The 25,017-nt window shown below is 54.3% G+C and carries 20 protein-coding genes; 10 read left to right on the forward strand and 10 right to left on the reverse strand.

What is annotated here, in order from left to right; all coding sequences use genetic code 11:
- The first annotated feature begins 42 nt into the window (after positions 1-42).
- The gene (locus tag C5Y44_RS01340) at positions 43-1,599 is read left to right on the forward strand and encodes a GMC family oxidoreductase (protein WP_105323330.1); all 1,557 of its coding nucleotides are present in this window, start codon (positions 43-45) and stop codon (positions 1,597-1,599) included.
- Between the two features lie 36 nt (positions 1,600-1,635).
- On the opposite strand, the gene C5Y44_RS01345 is transcribed toward C5Y44_RS01340, so the two are convergent.
- Positions 1,636-2,751, reverse strand: a complete 1,116-nt coding sequence (locus C5Y44_RS01345; RefSeq protein ID WP_105323331.1) for a Cj0069 family protein — start codon at positions 2,749-2,751, stop codon at positions 1,636-1,638.
- Between the two features lie 364 nt (positions 2,752-3,115).
- On the opposite strand from C5Y44_RS01345, the gene C5Y44_RS01350 reads away from it, so the two are divergent.
- The 3 genes from C5Y44_RS01350 to C5Y44_RS01360 all read left to right on the forward strand — a co-directional run bounded on the left by C5Y44_RS01350 (position 3,116) and on the right by C5Y44_RS01360 (position 6,683).
- A complete protein-coding gene (locus tag C5Y44_RS01350; protein WP_105323656.1) occupies positions 3,116-3,985 on the forward strand; it encodes a sulfurtransferase in 870 nt (289 codons plus the stop codon).
- A 235-nt stretch (positions 3,986-4,220) separates the two neighbouring features.
- Positions 4,221-5,996, forward strand: coding sequence for a biotin carboxylase N-terminal domain-containing protein (locus C5Y44_RS01355; protein WP_105323332.1), 1,776 nt, complete (start codon positions 4,221-4,223; stop codon positions 5,994-5,996).
- Positions 5,997-6,113: 117 nt separating this feature from the next.
- Positions 6,114-6,683, forward strand: coding sequence for a GNAT family N-acetyltransferase (locus tag C5Y44_RS01360; protein ID WP_233189779.1), 570 nt, complete (start codon positions 6,114-6,116; stop codon positions 6,681-6,683).
- A 97-nt stretch (positions 6,684-6,780) separates the two neighbouring features.
- On the opposite strand, the gene C5Y44_RS01365 is transcribed toward C5Y44_RS01360, so the two are convergent.
- From C5Y44_RS01365 to prpD, 4 genes are all read right to left on the reverse strand, one after another.
- Complete coding sequence (locus C5Y44_RS01365) at positions 6,781-10,212, reverse strand: pyruvate carboxylase (RefSeq protein ID WP_105323333.1); 3,432 nt, start codon at positions 10,210-10,212, stop codon at positions 6,781-6,783.
- Positions 10,213-10,672: 460 nt separating this feature from the next.
- Positions 10,673-11,821, reverse strand: a complete 1,149-nt coding sequence (locus C5Y44_RS01370; RefSeq protein ID WP_066792556.1) for a bifunctional 2-methylcitrate synthase/citrate synthase — start codon at positions 11,819-11,821, stop codon at positions 10,673-10,675.
- A gap of 10 nt (positions 11,822-11,831) precedes the next feature.
- The gene (gene prpB / locus C5Y44_RS01375; protein ID WP_105323334.1) at positions 11,832-12,761 is read right to left on the reverse strand and encodes a methylisocitrate lyase; all 930 of its coding nucleotides are present in this window, start codon (positions 12,759-12,761) and stop codon (positions 11,832-11,834) included.
- Positions 12,762-14,273: a 2-methylcitrate dehydratase PrpD gene (prpD, locus tag C5Y44_RS01380; RefSeq protein WP_105323335.1), complete on the reverse strand. Its 1,512-nt coding sequence runs from the start codon at positions 14,271-14,273 to the stop codon at positions 12,762-12,764.
- 180 nt (positions 14,274-14,453) lie between these two features.
- On the opposite strand from prpD, the gene C5Y44_RS01385 reads away from it, so the two are divergent.
- The 4 genes from C5Y44_RS01385 (at position 14,454) to C5Y44_RS13220 (ending at position 18,699) form a co-directional block, all read left to right on the forward strand.
- Entirely contained in the window at positions 14,454-15,776 is a 1,323-nt protein-coding gene (locus C5Y44_RS01385) for a short-chain fatty acyl-CoA regulator family protein (protein WP_105323336.1), read from the forward strand.
- 47 nt (positions 15,777-15,823) lie between these two features.
- Positions 15,824-16,600, forward strand: a complete 777-nt coding sequence (locus C5Y44_RS01390; protein ID WP_105323337.1) for an Ltp family lipoprotein — start codon at positions 15,824-15,826, stop codon at positions 16,598-16,600.
- Between the two features lie 176 nt (positions 16,601-16,776).
- Positions 16,777-17,568 (forward strand): Ltp family lipoprotein, encoded by a 792-nt coding sequence (locus tag C5Y44_RS01395; protein ID WP_105323338.1) that lies wholly within the window; start codon positions 16,777-16,779, stop codon positions 17,566-17,568.
- A gap of 480 nt (positions 17,569-18,048) precedes the next feature.
- Complete coding sequence (locus tag C5Y44_RS13220) at positions 18,049-18,699, forward strand: hypothetical protein (RefSeq protein WP_146108463.1); 651 nt, start codon at positions 18,049-18,051, stop codon at positions 18,697-18,699.
- A 45-nt stretch (positions 18,700-18,744) separates the two neighbouring features.
- Here C5Y44_RS13220 and C5Y44_RS01405 read toward each other — a convergent pair whose 3' ends face one another.
- The 5 genes from C5Y44_RS01405 to upp all read right to left on the reverse strand — a co-directional run bounded on the left by C5Y44_RS01405 (position 18,745) and on the right by upp (position 23,666).
- On the reverse strand, positions 18,745-19,086 hold the full coding sequence (locus C5Y44_RS01405; RefSeq protein WP_066840324.1) for a hypothetical protein: 342 nt from the start codon (positions 19,084-19,086) through the stop codon (positions 18,745-18,747).
- A gap of 188 nt (positions 19,087-19,274) precedes the next feature.
- Positions 19,275-20,702 (reverse strand): NAD(P)H-quinone dehydrogenase, encoded by a 1,428-nt coding sequence (locus C5Y44_RS01410; RefSeq protein ID WP_105323340.1) that lies wholly within the window; start codon positions 20,700-20,702, stop codon positions 19,275-19,277.
- A gap of 115 nt (positions 20,703-20,817) precedes the next feature.
- Entirely contained in the window at positions 20,818-22,029 is a 1,212-nt protein-coding gene (locus C5Y44_RS01415; RefSeq protein WP_105323341.1) for a M20 family metallopeptidase, read from the reverse strand.
- A 156-nt stretch (positions 22,030-22,185) separates the two neighbouring features.
- A complete protein-coding gene (locus C5Y44_RS01420) occupies positions 22,186-22,812 on the reverse strand; it encodes a helix-turn-helix domain-containing protein (RefSeq protein WP_105323342.1) in 627 nt (208 codons plus the stop codon).
- 218 nt (positions 22,813-23,030) lie between these two features.
- Positions 23,031-23,666, reverse strand: coding sequence for a uracil phosphoribosyltransferase (gene upp, locus C5Y44_RS01425; protein WP_075722420.1), 636 nt, complete (start codon positions 23,664-23,666; stop codon positions 23,031-23,033).
- Positions 23,667-23,725: 59 nt separating this feature from the next.
- On the opposite strand from upp, the gene C5Y44_RS01430 reads away from it, so the two are divergent.
- Complete coding sequence (locus C5Y44_RS01430) at positions 23,726-24,019, forward strand: transducer protein Htr23 (protein ID WP_105323343.1); 294 nt, start codon at positions 23,726-23,728, stop codon at positions 24,017-24,019.
- A gap of 2 nt (positions 24,020-24,021) precedes the next feature.
- Complete coding sequence (locus C5Y44_RS01435) at positions 24,022-24,999, forward strand: C40 family peptidase (protein ID WP_105323344.1); 978 nt, start codon at positions 24,022-24,024, stop codon at positions 24,997-24,999.
- The last annotated feature ends 18 nt before the right edge of the window (positions 25,000-25,017 follow it).

The raw sequence follows: 25,017 nt of genomic DNA on the forward strand, positions 1-25,017 counted from the left end.
CAAGACAGAGCAAGAAAAGCAAAGACCGAAAAGGAGAATTTAATGGCTGATCAGAAGGACTATGACTACATCATCGTTGGTGGTGGATCGAGTGGCGCTGCATTGGCTGCTCGTCTGAGTGAAAACCCTGACGTGACCGTCGCCCTTCTTGAGGCAGGCCCGCACGATTCAAAGCATGATGAGGTGCTCACACTCAACCGTTGGCCAGAGTTGCTGGAATCGGGGCTGGACTGGGACTACCCCATCGAAAAGCAAGAAAATGGCAACTCTTTTATGCGCCACTCTCGCGCAAAGGTGCTTGGTGGCTGTTCTTCCCACAACTCGTGCATCGCTTTCCACACGCCTGCAGAAGACGTTGATTTGTGGGAGAAGCTTGGTGCAACCGGCTGGAACCGCGAGAATGTGCTTCCTTTGATTAAAAAGCTGGAAACCAATGACCATGAGGGTGATCAAAATGGCCATGATGGTCCGGTCAACCTCATGACTGTTCCGGCAACTGATCCGGTTGGCGTCGCGGTGTTGGATGCCTGCGAAGAGGCCGGCATTCCGCGAAAAGAATTCAACAAGGGAGAAACCGTCAAGCACGGTGCAAACTTCTTCCAGATCAACTCGAAACAGGATGGCACCCGCTCGTCTTCATCTGTGTCCTACCTTCACCCTATTGAGGGCCGTGAGAATCTAGATATCCTCACCGATATGTGGGTTTCCCGCATTGTTTTCGACGAAGACAATAACGCAACCGGAATTGAATACCAGCGCGATGTTTTCGGCCGCCGTGCAGTTCTCAACGCAAAGCGTGAGGTCATCATTTCTGCCGGTGCGATTAACACGCCACAGCTGTTAATGCTCTCCGGTATCGGCCCAGCTGATCACCTTAAAGAGGTCGGCATTGATGTGCGCGTTGACTCTCCTGGCGTGGGTTCTAACCTGCAGGACCACCCAGAAGCAGTCATTAACTTTGAAACCACTGTTGACATGGTTTCGGATTCGACGCAGTGGTGGGAGATCGGTATTTTCACCCAGATCGATGAAGACACCGACCTGCCGGATTTAATGATGCACTACGGTTCCGTGCCTTTTGATATGCACACTCTGCGTCAGGGCTACCCAACAGCGGAGAATTCTTTCGCGCTCACACCTAACGTGACCCACGCACGGTCCCGTGGCACGGTGCGTCTTCGCTCGAATGATTTCCGCGACAAGCCTGCAGTTGATCCTCGCTACTTCACCGATGAGGAAGGCTACGACATGCGCATTGCGGTCGAAGGCATCAAGCTGGCCCGCAAGATTGCGTCGCAATCAGCGCTTGCCGATGTAGTCAAGCGTGAGCTTTCCCCTGGCCCTGAGGTGCAAACCGATGAGGAAATTGCCGACTACATTGCGAAGACCCACAACACCGTTTACCACCCAGCAGGTTCCTGCCGGATGGGCTCGGCTGACGATGACATGTCGCCGCTCGATCCTGAACTACGAGTCAAGGGTGTCAACCGTCTGCGCGTTGCCGATGCCTCCGTGATGCCACAGCTCGTTGCTGTCAATCCGAACATCACCTGCATGATGATCGGGGAACGCGCTGCACAACTAATCAGCGAACAATAACTACTAAAGGCACAAGTGTTTCTACCTGTGCACGCATTAGTGGTTTAAGAGGAGTTCTTGTCCGTCACGACCACCACGGTCGCCGGCGGCAAGAGCTCTTTCCTTTTCCTCAACACGCGAAATAGCAATAGCGGCGACCTTTTCTTGGATCCCCATGTCTAGCTCAGAGGTAAAGCCCACACACGAGCAGTTGATCTCTCCAAGAACATAGGTGTCATGGCCGTCGGCTGCCTCGGCAAGCATGAAATCAGCCGTCCAAACCAACGGGATATTGTCCCCGCCGAGCTTTTCGGCGATAACTGGGCGTGCCGCGGCGAACATCTCCACCAACTCCGGCCAGGCTTCGGGGCTGTCATAACTATAGGTAGCGCCAGAGAACAACGTGGCAGAGAAGTTATCGCCGCCTTCGGCAGGCTTTTTGTGCACAACGAATACTGGATCGGGTCCTACGAGCAGGATGCGAATTTCGCCTTCGACGATGCGCGGCATAAAGCGCATATCCACCAACATGCCGTTATCACCGATGATGTAGCGGTCACAGAAATTCATGAACTCACCCAGCTGGCGAATTTCCGTGTGATTATCCACTGCCTCGGTGCATTTGAGTTCTGTGTCTAGCGGCAACGGGGTTCCAGGCACGATGCTCGCGGCGAGTTCCTTGTCTTCAATCTGCACGCGCCAGATACCACTGCCGGTGGAGCCGCGGTTTTGCTTGAGGACACGCTCGCCATAAGACAAAGAGGTAGGAAAAGTGTCGTGGAAGGTTTCCACGTCGTAGTATGCCGCGGTATCTGATGGCACCAGGTCGGTGTCTTTGAGCTTGACCAAAGCATCTTTGGCGCCATAGGCCATCATCTCTTCGGGAGTAGACATCCCCACGAGCCCTGCCTCTGAAAGCTGGGTGAGCAGTTCGAAGTAGACCTTTTCTCCGCTGGGGATATTGCCGGGATTGACGCGGGAGATATAGGCATCAAAGTTTTCTGAAACATAGGTGAAGATGTCTTCGCTCCATTCTGGGCGAAAATACACGACTTCTGCGTGCCAGCCGGCATCCAGAATGGAATTGACGATCGGCATGGTGTCTTTGCGGTGACCGTTGAAATATTTGTCCGATCCGCCTTCGACTTCGAAAACCACAATTGCTTTGTGCATGGGGAAACACTCCCTTCAAGGGCTAGTGAGAAAAAGTGATAAGTAGCGGGTACTGCCAAGGCTCATCACTTTTAGCCGCACCCTCCTTAGAGAAAAATAGTCTATGAACCCGTGTTGTGCGCACTTAGAACGGCAGCGATTTTTATGGGGGTAACCACTGCCTTTAGCACGATAGGAATTCAAGAAAATCAAGGTCAGATAAAGATTTTTCGGCACGGCCAGATCGTATTTATACGGATGTGTGATTTGCTGTAGCCAATACCACATTTTGCCATCCCAAGTGACCATTCAAAGCCGAGCACTGTAAGATTGAGTCGACGCATTGGAGCACATGAAAGTATCCCCCGAAAGAAAGGCCGCCAACGTGACCGAATTTGATCCGCACCCTCCTTTTCAGGATTATGCACACCCCGGTCGCCTGGTATCAGCACCATGGCTTTCCGCACGTTTAGGCATCAAGGGACTACGTGTTATCGAAGTTGACGAAGATTCCCTGCTTTACGATATCGGGCATATCCCCACCGCCACGAGAATCAACTTCCACACTGAACTATTAGATCAAAATACCCGCGATGTCGTGGATTCCGCGGGGTTTGCTAATTTAATGCGCTCTAAAGGCATCAAGCGCGATGACACCATTGTTATCTACGGTGATAAATCCAACTGGTGGGCCGCTTTCGCTCTGTGGATCTTTGAGCTTTACGGCCATGAAGACGTTCGCCTACTCAATGGTGGACGTGACTCCTGGATGGCCGAAGAGCGCGATACCTCTTATGCGGTTCCTGATTTCCCTGAGTCGGATTACCCAGAGACCCCACGCAATGATGCGGCGCACCGCGCGTTTGTAGCGGAGCTCGTCGACAAGCAAGCGGACCGAGCGCTGATTGATACCCGTAGCGCCGAGGAATTCAACGGCGAGCCAACTGTCTTTTCCACCAATGGCGACTCCCAGTACGGCACGACTTTCCGCCACGGACATATCCCGGGTGCTACCCACATCAAGTGGGACGCAGCGACGTATCCCAATGCCACGTTCCGTCCCTTTGCAGAATTGGAAAAGACTTACGCCGACTTGCGTTCGGCTTCTGAAGTAATTCTGTACTCCCACGTTGGCGCGCAGGCTGCCCACACTTGGTTTGTTCTGAAGTTCCTCTTGGGCTTTGAAAATGTTCGGAATTATGACGGCTCGTGGGCCGAGTGGGGCAACATGGTTCGCATGCCCATCGAGAAGTAACTGAAAAGTAACTGAGAATTAAACCACGGAGTTTTTAACCTCTGCATCTCGGCCGCCACGGCTGTTTGAGCCAGATGTAACCAAAGACACGCCCGTATCTGCAAGTATTTACGCAGGTACGGGCGTTTTCAATATGGTTTGTTGCGAAAAAGCAAAATATGACGGTATTCTCATGTTTCTGTGTGTAAGAATAGTTAGAGTTCAAAGTAGTTATGTTTAGGAAGGTCTATTAGCCGTGGCAGTTGAATCCCGAAAGATCACCAAGGTTCTGATCGCCAACCGCGGCGAAATCGCGGTCCGCATTATTCGCGCCGCCCGCGATGCCGACATCGCGTCAGTTGCTGTGTACGCAGAACCGGATGCAAATGCACCATTCGTAGAGCTTGCAGATGAAGCATTTGCCCTTGGCGGTGAGACTTCCGCAGAGTCTTACCTGGCCATTGACAAGGTGTTGGATGCCGCGCAGAAGTCAGGAGCAAATGCCGTCCACCCGGGATACGGTTTCTTGGCTGAGAATGCAGAATTTGCGCAAGCTGTAATCGACGCGGGCCTGATTTGGATCGGCCCATCACCACAGTCCATCGCAGATCTGGGTGACAAGGTCACTGCACGCCACATTGCTGAGCGCGCAGAAGCACCGATGACCCCAGGCACCAAGGACCCAGTGGCAGATGCTGCTGAGGTAGAGGCTTTCGCTGAAGAATTCGGTTTGCCTATCGCTATTAAGGCAGCTTTCGGTGGCGGTGGCCGCGGTATGAAGGTTGCTTATGAAAAGTCTGAGGTTGCAGAGCTTTTCGAGTCCGCTACGCGTGAGGCAATTAGCGCCTTCGGCCGTGGTGAGTGCTTTGTTGAGCGCTACCTGGATAAGGCTCGCCACGTCGAGGCTCAGGTGCTTGCCGATCAGCACGGTAACGTCATTGTTGCTGGTACCCGCGACTGCTCCTTGCAGCGTCGTTTCCAGAAGCTGGTCGAAGAAGCTCCTGCCCCATTCTTGACCGATGAGCAGCGCGCTTCCATCCACGAGTCCGCAAAGCGCATCTGCCGCGAGGCAGGCTACTACGGTGCCGGCACCGTAGAATACCTGGTCGGCTCCGATGGCCTCATCTCCTTCCTCGAGGTCAACACTCGTTTGCAGGTTGAGCACCCAATCACTGAAGAAACCACCGGCTTGGACTTGGTGCGCGAGCAATTCCGCATCGCTGAAGGCCAAGAGCTGCGTATCAAGGAAGATCCTGCCCCACGTGGCCACGCTTTCGAGTTCCGCATCAACGGTGAAGACGCTGCCGCAGGCTTTATGCCAGCCCCAGGTACCGTCACCCGCTACGAAGAGCCAGCTGGTCCTGGCGTTCGCGTCGACTCCGGTATGCGCGTGGGCTCTGTCATCGGCGGTCAGTTCGACTCCATGCTGGGCAAGCTGATTGTCTGGGGCGAGACCCGTGAAGAAGCACTTGCTCGTTCGCGTCGTGCGCTTTCCGAGTACAAGGTCGAAGGCATGCCAACGGTCATTCCTTTCCACCAGGCAATCACCGCAGATCCTGCGTTCATTGGTGATGGCGAGAGCTTCGATATCTACACCAAGTGGATTGAAGAAGAGTGGAAGAACGAAGTACCTGCGTACGTCGATCCAGCTGAAGCTGCAGAAGAATCTGACGAGCTGCCAGCACAGAAGTACGTTGTTGAAGTAGACGGTCGTCGCGTCGAAGTCGCTTTGCCTGGCAACTTGGTTGTTGGTGGCGGCGCAGCTCCACGTAAGAAGTCCAAGAAGCGCCGCGGCGCTGGGGCCAAGGCTGCTGTCTCCGGTGACACTGTAGTAGCGCCAATGCAGGGCACGGTCATCAAGGTCAATGTTGAGAACGGCCAAGAGGTTGAAGAAGGCGAAGTTATCGTCGTTCTGGAAGCCATGAAGATGGAAAACCCAGTCAAGGCACACAAGTCCGGCATCATCTCCGACTTGGCGGTTGAAACTGGTTCCCAGATCAACAAGGGCAACCCAATTCTCGAGATTAAGTAAGCTGTACTAGCTTCTTAGCAAACGCATCAAGCTGCAGGCACCGGATATGGTGTGCTGCAGCTTGATGCATCGATAAGCACGTGCGAATACTCCCCCACTCTGGTTATGCTCGAGGATATGGATCTCAGCAAAGTAAATGACACGCAACTTCGTGTCCGGCTTGCCCAAGAAGAAGACCGCACCTACCTCTTGCGGCTTTTGTACCTCACCTCTGTCTTTGGGGATGAAACTGCCGAAATTCCGCAGTTCCATATCCCAGACGTGGAGCGCTATGTGGGCGATTGGTCGCCGCTTGTCGATGGCGGGGTCATCGCCGTATCCGACCACGAGGTACCAGCGGGTGGGGCTTGGTTGCGCTATTTCACCGGTGAGAACAAGGGTGCGGCGTTTATGGGTGCGCAGCAACCTGGCGCTGACCCGCATGATGAAAGCTTGTGGGCCACCGAGTTCGATCCGGAGACCATTCCGGAGCTATGCATCGCTGTGGAACGCCGCTATGCAGGCCAAGGTTTGGGCGAGATTCTGTTAAAAAATGTTGTCGACCTTGCGCGTGCACAAGACGCGCCGGCTATTGCATTGTGGGTAGATTCGGAGAATCCGCGCGCCCGCAAGCTCTACGAAAGCGCCGGCTTTGAAGACATCACTATTCCTAATGCCGCACCAGGTGCGATGATCAAGTACTTCTAATTCTAAATCGCATTCACGGCACGCAAATGCCCTCTGCTTCCCGGAATATGGGAGGCAGAGGGCATTTTATGTGCGCCTAGCGCCTAGCGCCTAGCGTCTAGCTGATGACAGCGATGAGGTCGCCGCCTTCAACCTTGGTGGCTTGTGCGATGGCAACGCGCTCAATCTTGCCGTCCTTGGTAGCAGAGATGGATGCTTCCATCTTCATCGCTTCAATGACAGCAACCTGATCGCCGGCCTTGACCTCGTCACCCACCTGCACGGTTGGGTTAACCACACCGGAAAATGGTGCTGCAACGTGGCCGTCATTCTTCGTGTCCGCCTTTTCCACCGTGGAGGTGACAGACTCGACGGAGTTATCGCGGACCTTCAGCGGACGAATCTGGCCGTTGACGTTCAAGATGACTGAACGCAAGCCCTTTTCGTCTGGTTCGCCGACGGCATCCAGACGCACAACCATCTGCTTCAAATCGGCACGATCGTTGGAGCCTTCTGCGAAGAGGTGGATGATGCGTTCTTCGCCCTCATTGAGGCCGTAGAAGAAGTCAGCGTCATTCAAAGCTTCCGTGTTGCCGTAGTGGCGACGGAACTCATTGAACTCATCCCACTGCTTCGGGAAGAGCAGGCGGTTTAGCGCTGGGCGACGCTCTGCGGAATCTTCCGATTCGAGATGAACGGCTTCTTCTGCGGGGACATCGGAAAGCTGAAGCTCACCGTTGCGGCCTGACAAGATCTTATCGCGCAGCGGTGGCCAGCCACCTGGAGGAGTACCGAGCTCGCCGCGGAGGAAGGAAATAACCGAATCCGGGATGTCGTACTTGGTTGGATTCTCTTCGAAATCAGCTGGAGCCACACCTGCGCCCACAAGGTGCAAGGCCAAGTCACCAACGACCTTGGACGATGGGGTGACCTTGGTTGGGCGTCCCAGCATCTCGTTGACAGCTGCGTAATTGTCTTCGATGATCTCGAAGCGATCCGCCAGGCCCAGAGCCGAAGCCTGCGCGCGCAGGTTGGATAGCTGACCACCTGGGATCTCGTGCTTGTACACGCGACCGGTAGGTCCTGGGATGCCATTTTCGAATGGTGCGTACAGCTGACGCACGGCCTCCCAGTACGGCTCCATGTTGGAGATTGCTTCCAGATCAATCTGGGTATCACGAGGAGTGTTCGCAAAAGCGCCGACGATGGCCGAAAGCGATGGCTGCGAGGTCGTACCTGCCAGCGGTGCCGAGGCACCGTCGACGGCGTCTGCGCCGGCCAATGCGGCTGCGTAGTAGGTCGCCAGCTGACCACCAGCGGTGTCGTGAGTGTGTACGTGAACTGGCAAGTCGAAGTTCTTGCGCAGCTCGGTCACGAGCGTCGCAGCAGCATCTGGGCGCAGCAGACCAGCCATATCCTTAATAGCCAATACGTGTGCACCGGACTTGACGATTTCTTCCGCCAAGTTCAGGTAGTAATCCAGCGTGTAGAGCTTCTCATTTGGATCGCTCAAGTTACCGGAGTACGCCATGGCAACCTCGGCGACGGTGGTGTTGGTTTCCAGGACGGCTTCGATGGCTGGGCGCATCTGGGAGACATCGTTAAGCGCATCGAAAATGCGGAAAACGTCCACACCAGACTTCGCTGCCTCCTGCACGAAAGCGCGGCACACGCTATCTGGGTATGGCGTGTAGCCCACCGTGTTGCGACCACGCAGCAACATCTGGATATTCACGTTTGGCATGGCCTCACGCAAAAGATCCAGGCGCTGCCATGGGTCTTCGAAGAGGAAACGCATAGCAACGTCGTAGGTCGCACCACCCCATGCTTCAACGGAGTACAGCTCTGGGGTCAAACGCGCGACGTGCTCAGCTGCGGTGACAAGCGCGGTACCACGCACACGCGTTGCTAGCAGCGACTGGTGGGCGTCACGGAAGGTGGTATCGGTAACCGCCAGCGCGTCCTGGGAGCGAATCTTTTCCGCAAAGCCCTTTGGTCCCAGCTCCAGCAATTCATCACGTGAACCGCGGGGAAGGTCGATATTTTGGCGGTCGATCTTTGGCAGCTTATCGAAAGGACGAATATCCGTTGGACGCTTGCCATTGGGCTTATTGACCGTGATATCAGCCAAGTACTCCAAGATGCGGTCTTGCTCATTGGATGCAGGAGGCGCCTTCAACAAATCTGGGTGGCTGTTGATGAAGCTGGTGTCAATGCGCTTGGATACAAAGTCAGGCTCACGCAACAGCGCGCGCAAGAAACCAATGTTGGTAGCAACACCAGCGATGTTGAATTCCTTCAGCGCACGGCGGGTACGCTGCACTGCCTGCTGGAAATCCTTGCCACGGCAGGTCATCTTCACCAGCAAAGAGTCAAAGTTCGGCGAGATTTCCGCACCCACGGAAGTCGCACCGTCGAGGCGGACACCAGCGCCACCCGGAGAACGGTAAGCGGTCAGGGTGCCGGTATCTGGACGGAAGCCGTTATTAGGGTCTTCGGTAGTAATGCGGCACTGCAGCGCAAAGCCATTGAGCTTGACGTCTTCTTGGCGCAGGTCTAAGTCCTCCAAGGTCGCGCCAGCGGCGATCTGCATCTGGGACTTTACGATATCGATGCCGGTGACCTCTTCGGTCACGGTGTGCTCTACCTGCACGCGCGGGTTCATCTCAATGAAGACGTGGTTGCCGCGCTCATCGACCAAGAACTCAACGGTGCCAGCACCCTTGTAGTTGATGTGCTTACAGAAATTCACCGCATCCTGGCAGATGCGGTCACGCAGCTCTGGATCCAAAAATGGCGCCGGGGCGATCTCCACAACCTTCTGGTGACGACGCTGCACCGAGCAGTCGCGCTCAAATAGGTGCATGACATTGCCTTCGCCATCAGCCAGGATCTGCACCTCGATGTGCTGTGGCTTAATTACAGCAGTCTCGAGGTACACGCGACCATCGCCGAAAGCTGCTTCAGCTTCACGGGAGGCTTCCGCGACGCGCTCTTTGAATTCCTTCTCATTTTCAATAAAGCGCATGCCGCGGCCACCGCCACCGGCTAAAGCCTTCGCGAACATCGGGTATTCAAAATCCTTGGACGCTGCGAAAAGCTCGTCCACGTCGGTGGATGCGATGGAGTCATGCAGGGTTGGAAGACCAGCAGCCGTGGCCGCTTCAACTGCTGCTGCCTTATCGCCGGTGAGATCCAGCGTGTCCGCGGACGGTCCGATAAAGGTAATGCCTTCAGCATCACACGCGCGCGCAAGTTCGGCGCGTTCGGACAAGAATCCATAGCCGGGGTAAATAGCGTCCGCGCCTGACTTTTTAGCAGCGCGAATGACTTCATCAATGTTGAGATAAGCCTTAACAGGCTGTCCCTCAACACCAATGCGAACTGCTTCATCCGCAAATGCGCGGTGGAAGGAGTTACGGTCTTCACGCGGATAAATAGCAACAGTCTTTGCACCGGTCTCATATGCGGCACGGAATGCACGAACTGCAATCTCGCCGCGGTTTGCGACCAGAATCTTCTTAAACGATGGAAGCGCGGAATCGACCACGGTTACATGTCCTTTCCTAAAGCCAACAAGATCTAAGCACTCGCGAAACTGGATTTTTCTTTGTTCACCAGTTTCTTATCGGGGTGTCGGTTACGCAGTACCAATCGTGCTGACTGGGATGAATAAGAGCATCTCCTAAACACAGACGCATCTAGGGTGACGTCCATAACTATACGTCTATTGGTGGCTCCACAAAACATTTTCGCAAAATTGAATTCTAGCTACCTTATATCGATGTGGATTTACGTCCATGACCGGCACACTAATTTTCCGCTGCCAACGGACACAGGAGCCTCAACCAGCAGATTGTGGACATTGTCGTACGACATCTCGCTTATCTACGGCATGGCTTCGCCGCATGTCAAGCCCGTAAACAAAAAGCGAACCCCGTACTTAACAAAATTTGCCAAATACGGGATTTGTTCCGCTTCTTAAGCCAACCGAGTCTTTAACAAGGGTTTTAGAAGGAGCGTGGAGGAACCGAACGCTGCTCTTCGCCTACATAAGCAGACAGCGGACGGATGAGGGAATTGTTCTCATTTTGCTCCACGATGTGCGCAGTCCAGCCGGTAATGCGCGCCATGACGAAGATGGGCGTGAAGAACTCAATTGGGAAACCGAGGATATAGTACGCAGGACCCGCTGGGAAGTCCAGGTTCGGCTTAATCTTGATGGAGGTATTTTCCTCCATCGTCTTAGCCAAGATGTCGTAGATTTCTACCCATTTGGTCTGGCCATGCTCTTCTGCCAATTCCTTAAATGCCGCTTCCATGGTTGGCACGCGAGAATCGCCCTTTTTGTAGACACGGTGCCCAAAGCCCATTATCAGGTCCTTGTTGGCGAGCTTTTCTTTCGCCCAGGCTTCAGCTTTCGATGGGTCGTCGATCTCCAGCATATTGTGCATGACGGCCTCGTTGGCACCACCATGCAACGGGCCCTTGAGCGCGCCGATAGCAGCCACTACTGCCGAGTAGGTATCGGACATGGTCGAGGTCACTACACGGCCAGTAAATGTCGAGGCGTTGAAAGAGTGCTCGGCGTAGAGAATCAACGACTTATCAAAAGCTTCGATATCGGAGCGGGAATTCGCAGGCGATCCCTCTTCATCACCGAAGACCATCCACAGGAAGTTTTCTGCAAACCCCTTCTTGCGTGAAGGCTCAATGTAGCCTTTGCCCTGGCGGCGGCGAATATCCAACGCGACGATCGTCGGCAGCTTGGCCATCAGCTCGAGCGCCGAGTGGCGCACATGCTCAGAGTTACGTGTGTAGGCATCTGGGTCTTGGGCGCCGATAAACGAAACTGCGGTGCGCAGCACGTCCATCGGGTGGCAAGACAGCGGCATGGACATCACCAGGTCGATGAGGTGGCGGTCGAGGTGGCGCAGGGCCTTTTCACGCGCAGAGAAGCGGATGAGGGATTCTTGCTTGGGTAAACGGCCATTCCACAGCAGGTAGGCTACTTCCTCAAAGCTGCAGTAGCGCGCCAGCTCTTGGACCGGGTAGCCACGGTAGGTCAAAGAGTTGGTCTCTGGGACAACCTTGGACACGGCGGTTTCATCAACGACGACGCCGTAGAGGCCCTTGCGGATTTCTGGGGTTTCAGACATGGTGTTCTCCTTAAAAAGTGGGCTTGTAGTTTTCTTGGGAGTAGGTAAAGACGGACTGGTCGAAGTCGTTATATTCCTGATAGCGGACAAGTTCGTACAACCGGGAGCGGTGCTGCATACGCTCTAGCCATTCCTCGGATTGCAGCCCTTCTGACTGCATATCGCGGAGGAATTCTTCGGTCGCACCCATGGCCACGCGCAGGGTCGATACCGGCCAGATAACCGCGTTGTAACCAAGGTCCTGGATTTTCTGCGCCGAGAGCAGCTTCGTTTTGCCGAATTCGGTCATATTGGCCAGCAGCGGGATATCAACGGCCGCGCGGAACTTCGCGAAGTCCTCCTCGGTGTACAAAGCTTCGGTGAAAATCATGTCCGCGCCAGCATCGGCGTAAGCCTTAGCGCGTTCGATGGCTTCCTCAATGCCGTGGATACCCGCGGCATCGGTACGCGCACAGATGATGAAATTCTCATCGCGACGTTCATTCACGGCAGCGGTGATGCGACGCACCATCAAATCGGTCGGCACCACTTCCTTGCCATCGAGGTGCCCACAGCGCTTGGGATTGACTTGGTCTTCCAAGTGGCAGCCAGCCAATCCGGCGTCTTCGAGCGTGGCGATGGTCCGTGCCGCGGACATGGGCTCACCGAAGCCGGTGTCGGCATCGACAAGCACTGGCAAATCCGTAACCCGTGCGATCTGCCCGGCGCGCTGTGCGACCTCCGTCAAGGTGGTCAAGCCGATATCGGGAAGACCCAGGTCATTGGCTAGCACGGCGCCGGAGATGTAGACGCCTTCGAAGCCGCCGATGTCCTGGATAAGCCGTGCGGTCAGCGGGTTGAAGGCCCCCGGCAGCTTGGTTAGCTCGGAGCTTTCGAGCGATGCACGAAACTCCGCGCGCTTCTCAGCATTGGTTTTCGTAGAGCCAAACAGGCCAGCCATTTAGAAAATCCCTTCTGGAGTCTGCGGTGCCTGGGCAAGAGCTTCATCGGTCAGCCGGACGTTGAGCTCACGCAGGTCGGTGAGGTTTTCAACGTTTTCAGCCGCTGCCAAGAAGCGGTCTTGCTCTTCGGGGGACACAAGGCCATCGGCAAGTGTGCGGAACTTAGCGATGTATTGCTCGCGCGCGAATGGACGTGCGCCCAGCGGGTGGGCATCGGCCACAGCCATTTCATCTTCAATAACAGTGCCGTCTTTAAAGGTGATGACTGCCTTCGCGCCAAAAGCCTTCTCATTCGGGTCATGGGAGTGGTAGCGGCGGGTCCACTCAGCGTCTTCGACCGTGGAAACCTTGTGCCACAGCTCGATGGTCTCCGGGCGATTCGCACGCTCAGGCGCGTAGGAATCGACGTGGTGCCAGGTGCCATCTTCCAGCGCTACGGCAAAGATGTACATGATGGAGTGATCCAGGGTCTCACGCGAGGCATTCGGATCCATCTTCTGTGGGTCATTCGCGCCGGTGCCAATCACGTAGTGCGTGTGGTGCGAGGTGTGCAGGACGATGGATTCAATATCGGCGGTGACAAGCCCCTTGTCTTCCAAGGTGGACTTCATGCGGCGCGCCAGGTCAATCGGTGCCTGCGACTGGTATTCCGCAGAGTGTTCCTTGGTATAGGTCTCCAAAATGGCGCGCTTTTCCTCGCCTGTCTCAGGCAACGGCACGGTGTAGGTGCGCTCTGGCGAGTGCAGCATCCAGGCGATGAAGCCATCTTCACCTTCCCAAATCGGCGCTGGTGCACCTTCCCCACGCATGGAACGGTCAACGGCTTCGATGGCCATCTTGCCGGCGAACGCTGGTGCGTAGGCCTTCCAGGAAGAAATCAAGCCCTTGCGGGACTGACGCGTTGCCGTGGTGGTGTGCAGCGCCTGGCCAATAGCCTGATAGATGGTGTCCACATCCAAATCCAGCATGGTGCCCAGCCCCGCTGCGACCGATGGGCCAAGGTGTGCCACGTGGTCAATCTTCCACTCGTGCAGGCAAATACCTTTCACGAGGTTGACCTGAATTTCATAGCCGGTAGCAATACCGCGCAATAGCGCCTTGCCATCAAGGCCCTTGTGCTGCGCTACGGCCAGAATCGGCGGGATATTATCGCCGGGGTGGGAGTAGTCCGCAGCCAAGAAAGTATCGTGGAAGTCCAACTCACGCACCGCGGTGCCATTAGCAAGCGCAGCCCACTCCGCGGAGTAGTTGCCATCGACGCCAAAGACGGTCGCGCCGCCTTCTGCCACCTCATGGCCTTGTGCAATCACACGCGCGGAAGTTACTGGACGGCGAATCACCGAAGCCACCGCAACCGATGCGTTATCAATGATGCGGTTGATGATCATGTCTTTGGTTTCTTGCCCAACCTCAACCGGGTCGGCCGCCACCTGAGCAATCTTGTAGGCCAAGTGCTCCTCAAGTGGGAATTCTTCTGCTGACTTATGGGTACGTACTGAATGCTCGATCATGTCGCTTTTACAAGTCCTTTTCTTCAAACACATCCAATATATGAGCTACCCATCACACTAGAGATTAGCCAATGACCTACGCCATAAGATGGATTTGTGTAATAATGTGGTGTTAAATTGTAAAACTTGCAAAACTTGCGTAACCCGCAGGTGATACAGGGTTTTGAAGAAAGGCATGCGATGAGCAAACACTATGCGGGGGCACGGATCCATGCACTGCGAAAGACTCATGGGCTCACCCAGGTGGAGATGGCCAAGCAGCTTAACCTTTCCACCAGCTACCTCAACCAGCTGGAAAATGACCAGCGCCCGCTCACTGTTACCGTGCTGATTCAGCTGGCCGAGGCATTCAATGTTGATAGCACCTATTTCTCTTCTGATAAAGACCTGCGCGTGGTTAATGAGCTGCGCTCTTTATTTCCCACGGTAGAAGATGACACACTGCATGATTTGGCCGCCCGCTTTCCGGAGTTGATGCCGAACTTGGTGTCTGTTGCGCAAACGGATCCGCAGGAGACGCCGACTTCCCCGCTGGATATGGTGCAGAAGTTCTTCTTTGAATCACATAACTACATCCATGAATTGGATGTGTTGGCAGAAGAACTCGCTGGGAAATTGGGCGATAAAATCTTGCGCCTGAATCACTTGGCTAACCTGCTGGACCGTGAATTTGATGTGCACACGCGCTTTGGCCGCTCCGCGCAGACCGAAAGGCGCATCTTTGAAGCTTCCTCGCGTGAGCTTTCATTGCGTGCAGGGCTTTCCGATGCCCAACTGACCTTCCAACTAGCGATGCAATATTGCCTTCTCGCCTACCCCGACGTCTTGGATAACCTGGTGCACGAACTGCCCACGGGACTCGCCCGGCAAACTGGGCGCTATGGCCTGGCACAATACTTCGCCGCCGCGGTCACGCTACCGTATACGGAGTTTTTAGAGACCGCGGAGAATACCCGCTATGACATCGACCGGATTGCATCGATCTTCGGCACAGGTTTTGAAACCACCGCGCAGCGCTTAACGACGCTTCAGCGCCCCGGTGCGCGCGGTGTACCTTTTGTCTTTATCCGCACTGACCGCGCTGGCAATATTTCCAAACGCCAATCTGCAACGTCGTTTCACTTTTCTCGCACTGGCGGCTCCTGCCCCCTGTGGGCGATTCACCGCGCCTTTGAAACCCCGAACCGCATCACCCGGCAGGTTGCCACCATGCCCGATGGGCACACGTATTTGTGGATTGCACGGCATGTGCAAGGCCAGGTGAAATCCTTCGGCACCCCGCGCAAAGAATTCGCCGTCGGACTTGGCTGCATGATTTCGCATGCCGATAAGCTCATCTACTCCGATGCGCTTAACCTCTCCCCTGCCTCAGCAACTCCCATCGGCCCGGGATGTACGATTTGCCCGCGTGAGGCCTGCCCGCAGCGTGCCTTCCCACAGCAGGGCCGCGAGCATGCAATTAATCTCAACACCACCTCGGATACGCCTTTTGATCTAGCGTAGAATCTGCATCTACTAAAGTTTTTACTCATCTCCCGCGGAGGAATCTTATGTCCGGCCCAAACTATGAGCAGCAGCCACAGGCGGATTATTCCACCCAAAGCTATGCCGAATACCAAGAATCCCTCAAGCAGAATGCGGTATTTGCCTCCGACCGGAAGCCAGAGAAAAAGCAGAAAAAATCCGGCGGGAATCGAAATAAAATCATTGCTATTGCTGCCATGGTGATTGTTATCGGCGGCGCTATTGGTTTTAATAGCGTGTGGGATTCAGAGATGGATGAAAAAGTCCAGGACGGCATTACTGATGGAATCAGCGGTGCCATCGATGAAGGCAGCAACCGCATCAATGAGCTCAATGCATCAACCGATGGAGAGTTAGCCTTGATCGCTGCCCGCGAAGCACTTGAGCAAAGTCATTATTCGGAATCCGAGCTCGCCGAATATCTCACCAGCCCATATGGCGAGGTCTACACCGACCAAGCTGCGCAATACGCGCTGGATAATATCGATGCCGATTGGAATGCCGAAGCCTTAGAGGCCGCCGAAAGCTATCTGCGACACAGCCACTACTCTTATGAAGGTTTGCACCACCAGCTCAGCGCTGAGTCAGCAGATAACTTCACTGATGCCCAGGCGCGGTATGCGGTAGATAATGTCGAAGCCGACTGGGATGCCGAGGCCGTTGAGGCCGCCGAATCCTACTGGAGCAATGACAATATTGATATAACCCCTGATGAGCTGCGCGATATTTTGGTCTCCGATACCATCGGCCGGTTTACCGACCAGCAGGCTGACCACGCGTTAGCCGAACTGGGCATTTCTTAAAGCCTGTTCGAACACCGCCAGGTGCTTCTACCTGTTCCATTTCGAATGGTTAGCACATAAATTCTAGCTCGTCTCAGGGCATTGTCCAGCGTCTTTGACATGATAAGTGACGTACCCAAGCAGTAGCTGCTTGAGTATCTATTCCCTCCCTATCACTTATCAAAGGATGTCTTAGTATGTCTGGCTCCCAGCCCAACCCCTATGGAACCTTTCCCCAGGATTCCCAGTCCCCTAACTTCGCCCCGCAAGACTCCGCGAAACCTAAGAAGAAAAAGCGCGGCTTTCTAAAATGGGGCGTCGGTATCGTTGCAGTCGTTGTTCTCTTCAGTGCTTTTACCAACAATGATGATGACGATGACGTAGCCACCACCACCGACGATTCCGCCGATACCAACAAGAGCGTCGACTTGGTTGCCGAAGCAGAAGCCGAGGCTGAGCCAGAAGCAGCAGGTGGCGCAGACACCGCGGCAGAAAACCCTGACTCTGCTGCCGCCGAGGTTGACGACAATGTTTCCAAAGAATTTCAGAATGCACTGCGCTCAGCTGAACGCTACCTGGACTTCAGCTCCTTTTCGTACCAGGGTCTCTATGACCAATCGACGTCCGAATACGCCGATGCGTACCCAGCCGATGCAGCCCAATACGCCGTGGACACTGTCACCGTTGATTGGAACACTGAAGCACTTGAGTCCGCTGAGAACTACCTTGAGTTCAGCCACTTCTCCTACCAGGGGCTCTACGACCAGCTCACTTCTGAATACGGCGAGCAGTTCACCCCCGAACAAGCGCAGTACGCGGTAGATACCGTTGACGCAGACTGGAACGCCGAGGCTGTTGAGGCCGCTGAAAGCTACCAGGAACTCATGCCAATGTCGGGTACTGAATTGCTCAACCAGCTCACCTCCGATTACGGCGAGAAGTTCACCCCGGAGCAAGCTCAGCACGCCGTCACTGCAGTTGGCCTCTAGCAAAACTAGCATCCCACCTGAACAAGGTCTTCTCTGAACACCATTCTCGCCGAGCAGCATTCACATTTAGGCGAGGCGCCAATCACCTACATTTTAAGCATTGGTACTTTCGTACACCGGCAATATCTGATCTGGCTCCGCAACTACGTTGTTGGAGCCTTCCCCTATCCCTAATTTCATTCATAATGGAATACTAATAAACACTTCTGTACTTTCCCCTTAATAATGACGCAAACCGCTCCCCCGCGAACGGTCATATGCTCGGAGTGGAGAGGTCCACCCAACGACAATTTCGCAATTAGCGCGTTGTAGTCCACGCTAGTAGTGACTTCCATAGCAAGCCAAGGAATCCACACTAAACAATTGGATACTACGTGTTGCTCACTACAGTGGTAGGAACCGATAAGTTTGCTCAAATTGGCTCGATCTCGTGCTTAAATAGAGATTCAAATCTCCCTACCGGTTTAGGAACCATTACGCATGAAAAGAACTCTCGCGTACGCGATCACAATCCTCACGATATTGTCTTTTACTACGCCTTTAGCAACTGCTAAAGAGACCCCTGAAGTCACAGCTCCTCTCATACTGACAGGCGATACGCCCTCTCCAGAAGAGTTTAATCAGCTGGATTACGACTTCGATTTCACAGTCGAAGTACCTGCAAATGACGATCCAACGGAACCGGATAATGCTGATCCGACTGCCCAACAAAGCGACAAAGATCTGCGACATAAAGTTCCGAACTCCTATCCGTCGGAACAGTCTGCTCGTGCCAATTTGACCACGAAAGCTGGAGTCGTGCCTGTTCGGTGTAAAGGATCACTTGATACGCCTCATCACTCTCACCATGTTCCTGGCACAGTAAATTCCCAGGCCCGAATCACGTGCCAGGTCCCGCTTCCCGAAATCGATGGATTCGTTCGTCTCATCCGTGATAATAAAACAAGCAAGACGAGTACTGGCCCTCGGGTCTTGCATAAGAAATCTTGGAAAGAAAACGTATCCATGCGTTGTGACGGAAAGAAGCACCACTACAAGGCATCGACTTATATCAACTGGATCGCGCCCTTCGGTGCACGGCCTCAAACAGGAACCGCTTCATATGTCAAACAAGCATATGTTGTCTGTTAAGCCCTTTTCTGGACTTTCGAATCCTTCCCAAAAATGGAAGAGATATCAAACCGTGAATTCGAAAAAGTCATCTTCACGATGCTTTTCTCCTTCAGGATAGTCGCCATAAACTCGACTTAGCTGGGCAACAGACGGTTCGCGAGATACCTTGGGATAAGCCATCAGATATACCGCGATAATACGGCCCTTCGCTTGATCTTTTGCCCAAGAGATCACTTCACACGCGTCTTCTGCTCCTTCGACTACGACATAATCCTGGATTAAGTATTTCCAGTCGAATTCTTGCTCCTCAACTTCCCTCCAGAAAAAGACCATGTAGTCAGGAAGTTTCTCTTTCTCATCGTTCGGAAGTCTAAATGCTTCAATATCAGGTCGAATCACATGCATATCGCCAGTCTACGGTTTCTTTCAGTAGGGAATCATAGATAAGTGCTTTCAAGGCCACTGTATTTCACAGGCAAATAGAAAATCTTAGAGAATCCTGGGGTCACTCGCACATTTGTGATCTGTACTTGAGGACACTGGATCTCTAAGAATTTTCTTTTAGTTAGCAACTTGAGCAGGCGATCGAGAACCTACTCCAGATCGTCGTGGGCAACGAGGCGGCGGGCCGCCTCAGTGATGGTGCCGGACAGGGATGGGTAGACAGCCATCGAGTCAGCCAGCTGGTTAACAGTCAGCTGGTTGGTCACGGCAACGGCAATAGGCAGAATCAGCTCGGAAGCAGTAGGTGCAACGATAACGCCACCGATGACGCGGCCAGAGGTCGCGCGGCAGAACAGCTTCACAAAACCGTGGCGCAGCGAACGCATCTTCGCGCGCGGGTTGGTCGACAGAGGCATCACGACGGTACGCGCAGCAACCTCGCCAGCTTCGATTTCCTTCTGGGTGAAGCCAACCGCGGCGATTTCCGGACGAGTAAATACCGCGGTCGCAACAGTCTTCAGACGCAGTGGCGATACACCTTCGCCCAAAGAGTGGTACATCGCAATGCGGCCCTGCATCGCAGCAACAGAAGCTAGCGGGAACAGGTCAGAACAGTCACCGGCAGCGTAGATACCTGGGATATTGGTGCGCGATACGCGGTCGACCATGATGTGACCAGAAGGTGCGGTTTCCACACCGACGTGCTCCAAGCCAAGCTCAGCCGTAGAAGGAACCGAACCAATGGACATCAGAGCATGCGAACCGTAAATCTCACGACCATCGGTGGTCTTGACTACAACGCCGCCATCTTCGGTGCGGGTGACGGTATCAACGCGGCAGTTCTTTTCCAGCTCCACGCCGCGCTCAGCCAGAACCTTTTCCAAAACATCCGCGGCATCGGCGTCATCGTGAGGCAAAATGCGATCACGGGAAGCCACCATGGTGACCTTCACGCCTAACTCAGCAAACGCGGAAACAAATTCCGCACCGGTGACACCGGAACCAACAACAATCAGGTGCTCCGGCAACTCAGTGATGTCATAGACCTGCTGCCAGTTCAAGATGCGCTCACCATCAGGCTTTGCCCCTGGCAGCACGCGTGGTGTTGCACCCGTGGCAATCAAAACCAGGTCTGCATCCAGGACCTCTTCGCGGCCATCTTCATTGTGGGTAACGGTGACCTTGTGTCCACCGCTGGAAGCCGACACCTGGTCCTTGTCAAAGCGTCCCCGGCCGTTAATGATGCGGACACCGAGCTCTTCAGTACGCGCTCGCACGTCATCCGACTGGCGGTCAGCAAGTGCCGTCACACGCTCATTAAGCGCTTGCAATGCCAACTCAGTCTTGGCGAATCCTCCGCTAAGCCCCATGTCATCAGCACGGCGGAGGTCAGTCTTAATATTTGCGCCTGCAATAAAAGACTTGGATGGAACACAGTCCAATAAGATACTTGCGCCGCCCATGCCTTGATCTTCAACGACAGTAATATCTGCGCCATACTTGGCGCCTGCCTGCGCGGCTTCATAACCGCCCGGGCCACCGCCGATGATAACAATGCGCTTTTGGTGCTCAGCCATGTTTAACCGACTCCTTTAAAAGTCATGGGGATTTATTCCCTTAGAGTCTAACTGTTAAAGGTTAAAAGTTCTTAGCCAGGGCAACCGTTGGAGCAGCCTATGAAAGAAAATAGCGCTAGGATTTGGCAGCTTCTTCTTCAATAGCCGTCATAAATTGGCTAATTACAGAACTAAATAGCTTAATACCCACGCCAATCGCACGCTCATCCACAACTAAGTCTCCTTGGTGCAGGTCGTGCATATCACCGTCACCAGACCAGCAGCCCAAGCGAACCATAGAGCCTGGCACGTGCTCTAAGTACCACGAGAAATCTTCCCCACCAGAAGATTGCGGAGCTTGCACGATAGATTGCGGGTCAATCGCCTTAGCTGCCGATGCAATCAGCGCGGTTGCTACATCATCGTTAAGCACCGGCGGAACACCGCGATGATAAGTCAGTTCATGCTTGACCCCCGTTGGGGCAAGGACCTGCTCAACCAATTCCTGGAAGATGCCAGAAATTTCGCGCCAGATTCCAATATCAGCGGTGCGCAACGTGCCGGATATCGAACCGGTTTGCGGAATGGCATTCGGAGCATAGCCAGAGTTAATGGTGCCGAACACCAAAACCGTGCCCGTGCGCGGATCCACCCGGCGCGATAATAACGCCGGCAAATCAGTAACAACCTTGCTCATGGCGTAGATGACATCAGCAGACAGGTGCGGCCGGGAGGTATGCCCGCCGGGGCCTTTGATATCGATTTCGACGATATCGGTGGCAGAGGTAATCGCACCGGCGCGGAGTCCGATGCGCCCAACCCGCAGCTTGGGCTCCACGTGCACGGCGTAGATAGAGTGCACGCCTTCGAGCGCACCCCATTCAATAACGTCAGTTGCTCCACCGACCCAGACTTCTTCTGCGGGCTGGAAAATAACGCGCACACCAATGCTCAACGGGAATTCGCGGTTATAATCTGCCACCGCGCAAGCCACGCCCAAAGCAATAGTGGTGTGCACATCATGTCCACAGGAGTGCGACACCCCAGGCCTTTGGGAGCTGTACTCGAGGCCAGTTACTTCTTGTACCGGCAGCGCATCAATATCCGCGCGGAAAGCAATGCGGCCTTCTTCGGTATCAGGTCCGATATCAACCATGAGCCCGGTTTCTGGAAAACGCTGAGCTTCAATGCCGTACTCGCCTAAAATCTTGGCGAGATAATTGGTGGTCTCGAACTCTTGATTGGACGTTTCTGGGTGGCTGTGGATATGCCGGCGCCAGCCAATGATCTCCGAACGGTGAGTATCAAACCAGTCATTGACGAATTCCGAAACGGTCGGCTGCGTCATAGTCAGACCCTCCTTGATACACCCGGCGCCCTAAAAGTGGTGCGCAATAGATTTATTGTGCTCCGTCCGATTCTACAACTAGACCGTGCGGTTCATAAATCCAAGCAGTGCAAGGATAGGCCAACCTATGTGCCAACCTGTGATTTTAAAAAGAATTTAAGATAACTGCACACCACCTATTCGCAGCCTCCGGGTAGTTTTGGTGCGCTGTGAATGCGCGGTCTTAGGCGCTGAACCACTGTGCTTCGCGCTCGCTGCGAGTCGTTTATGCGCCGTGTACTCAGGAGAAAATGGCGCTAATTCCTCTAACGAAGACCCGCTCCCCTCGCCTTCTTGTTGTAACTCGCTGCTTAATAAATGCTGCTGGCTAGGTGCTGGATGCGCCGGTACAGATTTCACCAAAAGTGCTTGCACTCTGCCTGCGGGCATCGCATCGACAGGTGCAATCTCCGCAAGTTCTGCGGGTTGAATTTTCTCTTGCGGCACCCGAGGTGCAGGTGTTGCACACACAGATTGCACATTGTCTTCTGGTTGCGGCAATAACAGTGCTGGTGGAACCTCTAACGCCAACGCTAACTTGTACACCGTTGATAGCGCCGGATCCGCACTGGTTCCAGAGTTATTTTCATTGCGTTCTAAATTGCACACTTGTGTCCGCGATAAACCGGCAATTTCAGCCAATGCTTGTTGCGTCACTCCGCGTTTTCGTCGAATCTTTTTCAGGTTTTGTGAAAACCGAAAACCATAACTTGCCCACAGCAAACGTCCAACGCTTGGCGCCATGGACCTCACCCCCCAAGGTCTGTCCAAAAAGATTGCTTAAAAATTATCAATCAAAGCTAAAAGACGCCCCTGACGTGCATTCAGGCTCCCCCCCAGGATCCTTGCAGTCATGGACGTCTGCGAGCTTAACCTAGCTTTGGCGATCTTTCCACGTTGAAAATGTCACTGTGCGCGTTGCACACATGCTTCGGCGCACGTTAGGCACCGAGCGTGCGCTTTTATAAATCGATGTTGCGCGGACCGTAAAGTCGGTCACCAGCATCGCCCAAGCCTGGAATGATGTAGGCATTTTCATCCAAGGAAGGATCAATGCAGGCGGTAACCAAACGCACTGGGTAGCCAGACTCCGCGAGGGCATCAACACCAGGCTGTGCTGAAATCAGGCAGATAGCAACAATATCGGTTGCGCCACGGTCCACCAACAGCTTCAAAGAGTGAAGCAGTGAACCACCGGTGGCCAGCATCGGATCAACCAGGAAGACGGTGCGTCCGCTGAGGTCTTCGGGTAATGCTTCCAAATACGGAACTGGCTCATGAGTTTCTTCGTTGCGCGCCATGCCGATAAAGCCAACTTGAGCATCTGGGATCATCGACAGTGCTGGGTCAATCATGCCCAAACCCGCGCGAATAATAGGCACGATAATCGGTGGGTCAAGCAAACGCGTGCCGTCGGCTACAGCGACTGGGGTATTGCATTCGAAGTGCTCAACGGGCAGATTGCGAGAGGCTTCATAGACTAACATTCCGCCAAGATCAGCCAGGGCTGCACGAAATGCTGCGTTATCGCTGCGCTCATCGCGCATGAGCGTCAGACGAGATGAAGCAAGTGGGTGGTCTACTACGTGGATATCCATAAGCTACATCGTAAATCATCGCGGGAACCATTCTTATATTCACGCAGTCTTAATTGAGTATGAACCCAGCTCACACTTTTGAAATTGACCTAGAGTACACGCGCTCGCTCGCCCGCGATTTGGATGTGGCCGCGGCTTTTACCCCGCCGCAGCCGACTGTCATGCCTACTGATTCCACCTTGGCTGATTTTGTGGGCACGCTCAACCAGGCCTTGGATAACCTCACTGCACGTTCGCAGCAATTGCATAGCGATGTCGCGCATATTGCCCGCAGTGGCTTTGCGCTTGCCGATGCCGCCGAGGCCACCGATTCTTCCGCCAGTTCCGCGTTTGATGGCTTCCAGGTGGGATAAAGATGAATGTCATTGTTGATACCATCGCGAAGGTTGCCGGCCTGCAGCCGCCTTCCCTCCCGCAGCTTTCCTTAGTAAATGTTCCAGATATCTCTGCGGTCTCACCGCTGGCAAACATTGCGGGAACCGACCCCAGCAAGATGCTAAGTGCTGCCGGCGTGCTGGAAAAAGATCAGGACACCATCCGCCGCATCGCCGGTGAAGCCAGCGGCTTAATTGGCGCCTGCGCGCAGGATCTCATTGGGCTGGCTATGGAATTGGCCTCGCGCGCTGTGCCATTAGCAGTTGGACTATTGGTTCCCCACCCCGCTGCGCGCCTGGGTGCAGAGGCGGCCTTAAAAGCGTTGGCAATGGAATACCTTGGCCGGGCTGTAGCGCGTACCGGCAGCCTGGTCAATGAACTAGCGGCGATTAGCGCACCGCTGGCCGAGATCGCGACGCGTACTATTTCCTCACACGTCGATGGCGGACAACCCGCGTTAAAGGAACTTCAAGCAGTCTCTGGGCAAGCAGGTTTTACTCCCGCAGGTTCCACAACGGCAAGCTCGTCGGCAGCGGGCGTTGCTCCCATGGCCGAAGAAGATACAGCAGGCTCTGTCGCCGGGGCTTCGTCTACGTCAGGTTCTTCCACGGGGTCTGCGGCGGGTGAAAAGGCAGTTGATACTGCTCTATCTATGGTCGGAACCCCGTATGTATGGGGTGGGACTACCCCACAAGGATTCGACTGCTCGGGTCTTACCCAATATGCCTACCGCGCAGCCGGGGTAGATATCCCGCGTTTGGCAGAAGAACAAACCGTGGGCACTCAGGTCAGCGCCGACGAGCTGGTCAAAGGCGATTTAGTGGTCTGGGATGGGCATGTTGCTATGTACGCCGGTGATGGACAAATTGTCGAAGCCGGCGACCCAGTTCAGGTCAATCCCCTGCGAACCTCCAACATGGGGATGGAATTCAAGGGCTTCTGGCGTCCGACTTCTTAGGCTTTGGGTAGAATTATC

It is taken from the genome of Corynebacterium sp. J010B-136 (assembly GCF_002967075.1).
Classification (GTDB): Bacteria; Actinomycetota; Actinomycetes; order Mycobacteriales; family Mycobacteriaceae; genus Corynebacterium.

Excerpts from the sequence above, each read along its gene's own strand:
- C5Y44_RS01340 (WP_105323330.1), top strand. The coding sequence starts at position 43 with ATGGCTGATCAGAAGGACTATGACTACATCATCGTTGGTGGTGGATCG.
- C5Y44_RS01345 (WP_105323331.1), bottom strand. The coding sequence starts at position 2,751 with ATGCACAAAGCAATTGTGGTTTTCGAAGTCGAAGGCGGATCGGACAAA.
- C5Y44_RS01360 (WP_233189779.1), top strand. The coding sequence starts at position 6,114 with ATGGATCTCAGCAAAGTAAATGACACGCAACTTCGTGTCCGGCTTGCC.
- C5Y44_RS01370 (WP_066792556.1), bottom strand. The coding sequence starts at position 11,821 with ATGTCTGAAACCCCAGAAATCCGCAAGGGCCTCTACGGCGTCGTCGTT.
- prpB (WP_105323334.1), bottom strand. The coding sequence starts at position 12,761 with ATGGCTGGCCTGTTTGGCTCTACGAAAACCAATGCTGAGAAGCGCGCG.
- prpD (WP_105323335.1), bottom strand. The coding sequence starts at position 14,273 with ATGATCGAGCATTCAGTACGTACCCATAAGTCAGCAGAAGAATTCCCA.
- C5Y44_RS01385 (WP_105323336.1), top strand. The coding sequence starts at position 14,454 with ATGAGCAAACACTATGCGGGGGCACGGATCCATGCACTGCGAAAGACT.
- C5Y44_RS01390 (WP_105323337.1), top strand. The coding sequence starts at position 15,824 with ATGTCCGGCCCAAACTATGAGCAGCAGCCACAGGCGGATTATTCCACC.
- C5Y44_RS01395 (WP_105323338.1), top strand. The coding sequence starts at position 16,777 with ATGTCTGGCTCCCAGCCCAACCCCTATGGAACCTTTCCCCAGGATTCC.
- C5Y44_RS13220 (WP_146108463.1), top strand. The coding sequence starts at position 18,049 with ATGAAAAGAACTCTCGCGTACGCGATCACAATCCTCACGATATTGTCT.
- C5Y44_RS01405 (WP_066840324.1), bottom strand. The coding sequence starts at position 19,086 with ATGCATGTGATTCGACCTGATATTGAAGCATTTAGACTTCCGAACGAT.
- C5Y44_RS01410 (WP_105323340.1), bottom strand. The coding sequence starts at position 20,702 with ATGGCTGAGCACCAAAAGCGCATTGTTATCATCGGCGGTGGCCCGGGC.
- C5Y44_RS01415 (WP_105323341.1), bottom strand. The coding sequence starts at position 22,029 with ATGACGCAGCCGACCGTTTCGGAATTCGTCAATGACTGGTTTGATACT.
- C5Y44_RS01420 (WP_105323342.1), bottom strand. The coding sequence starts at position 22,812 with ATGGCGCCAAGCGTTGGACGTTTGCTGTGGGCAAGTTATGGTTTTCGG.
- upp (WP_075722420.1), bottom strand. The coding sequence starts at position 23,666 with ATGGATATCCACGTAGTAGACCACCCACTTGCTTCATCTCGTCTGACG.
- C5Y44_RS01430 (WP_105323343.1), top strand. The coding sequence starts at position 23,726 with ATGAACCCAGCTCACACTTTTGAAATTGACCTAGAGTACACGCGCTCG.
- C5Y44_RS01435 (WP_105323344.1), top strand. The coding sequence starts at position 24,022 with ATGAATGTCATTGTTGATACCATCGCGAAGGTTGCCGGCCTGCAGCCG.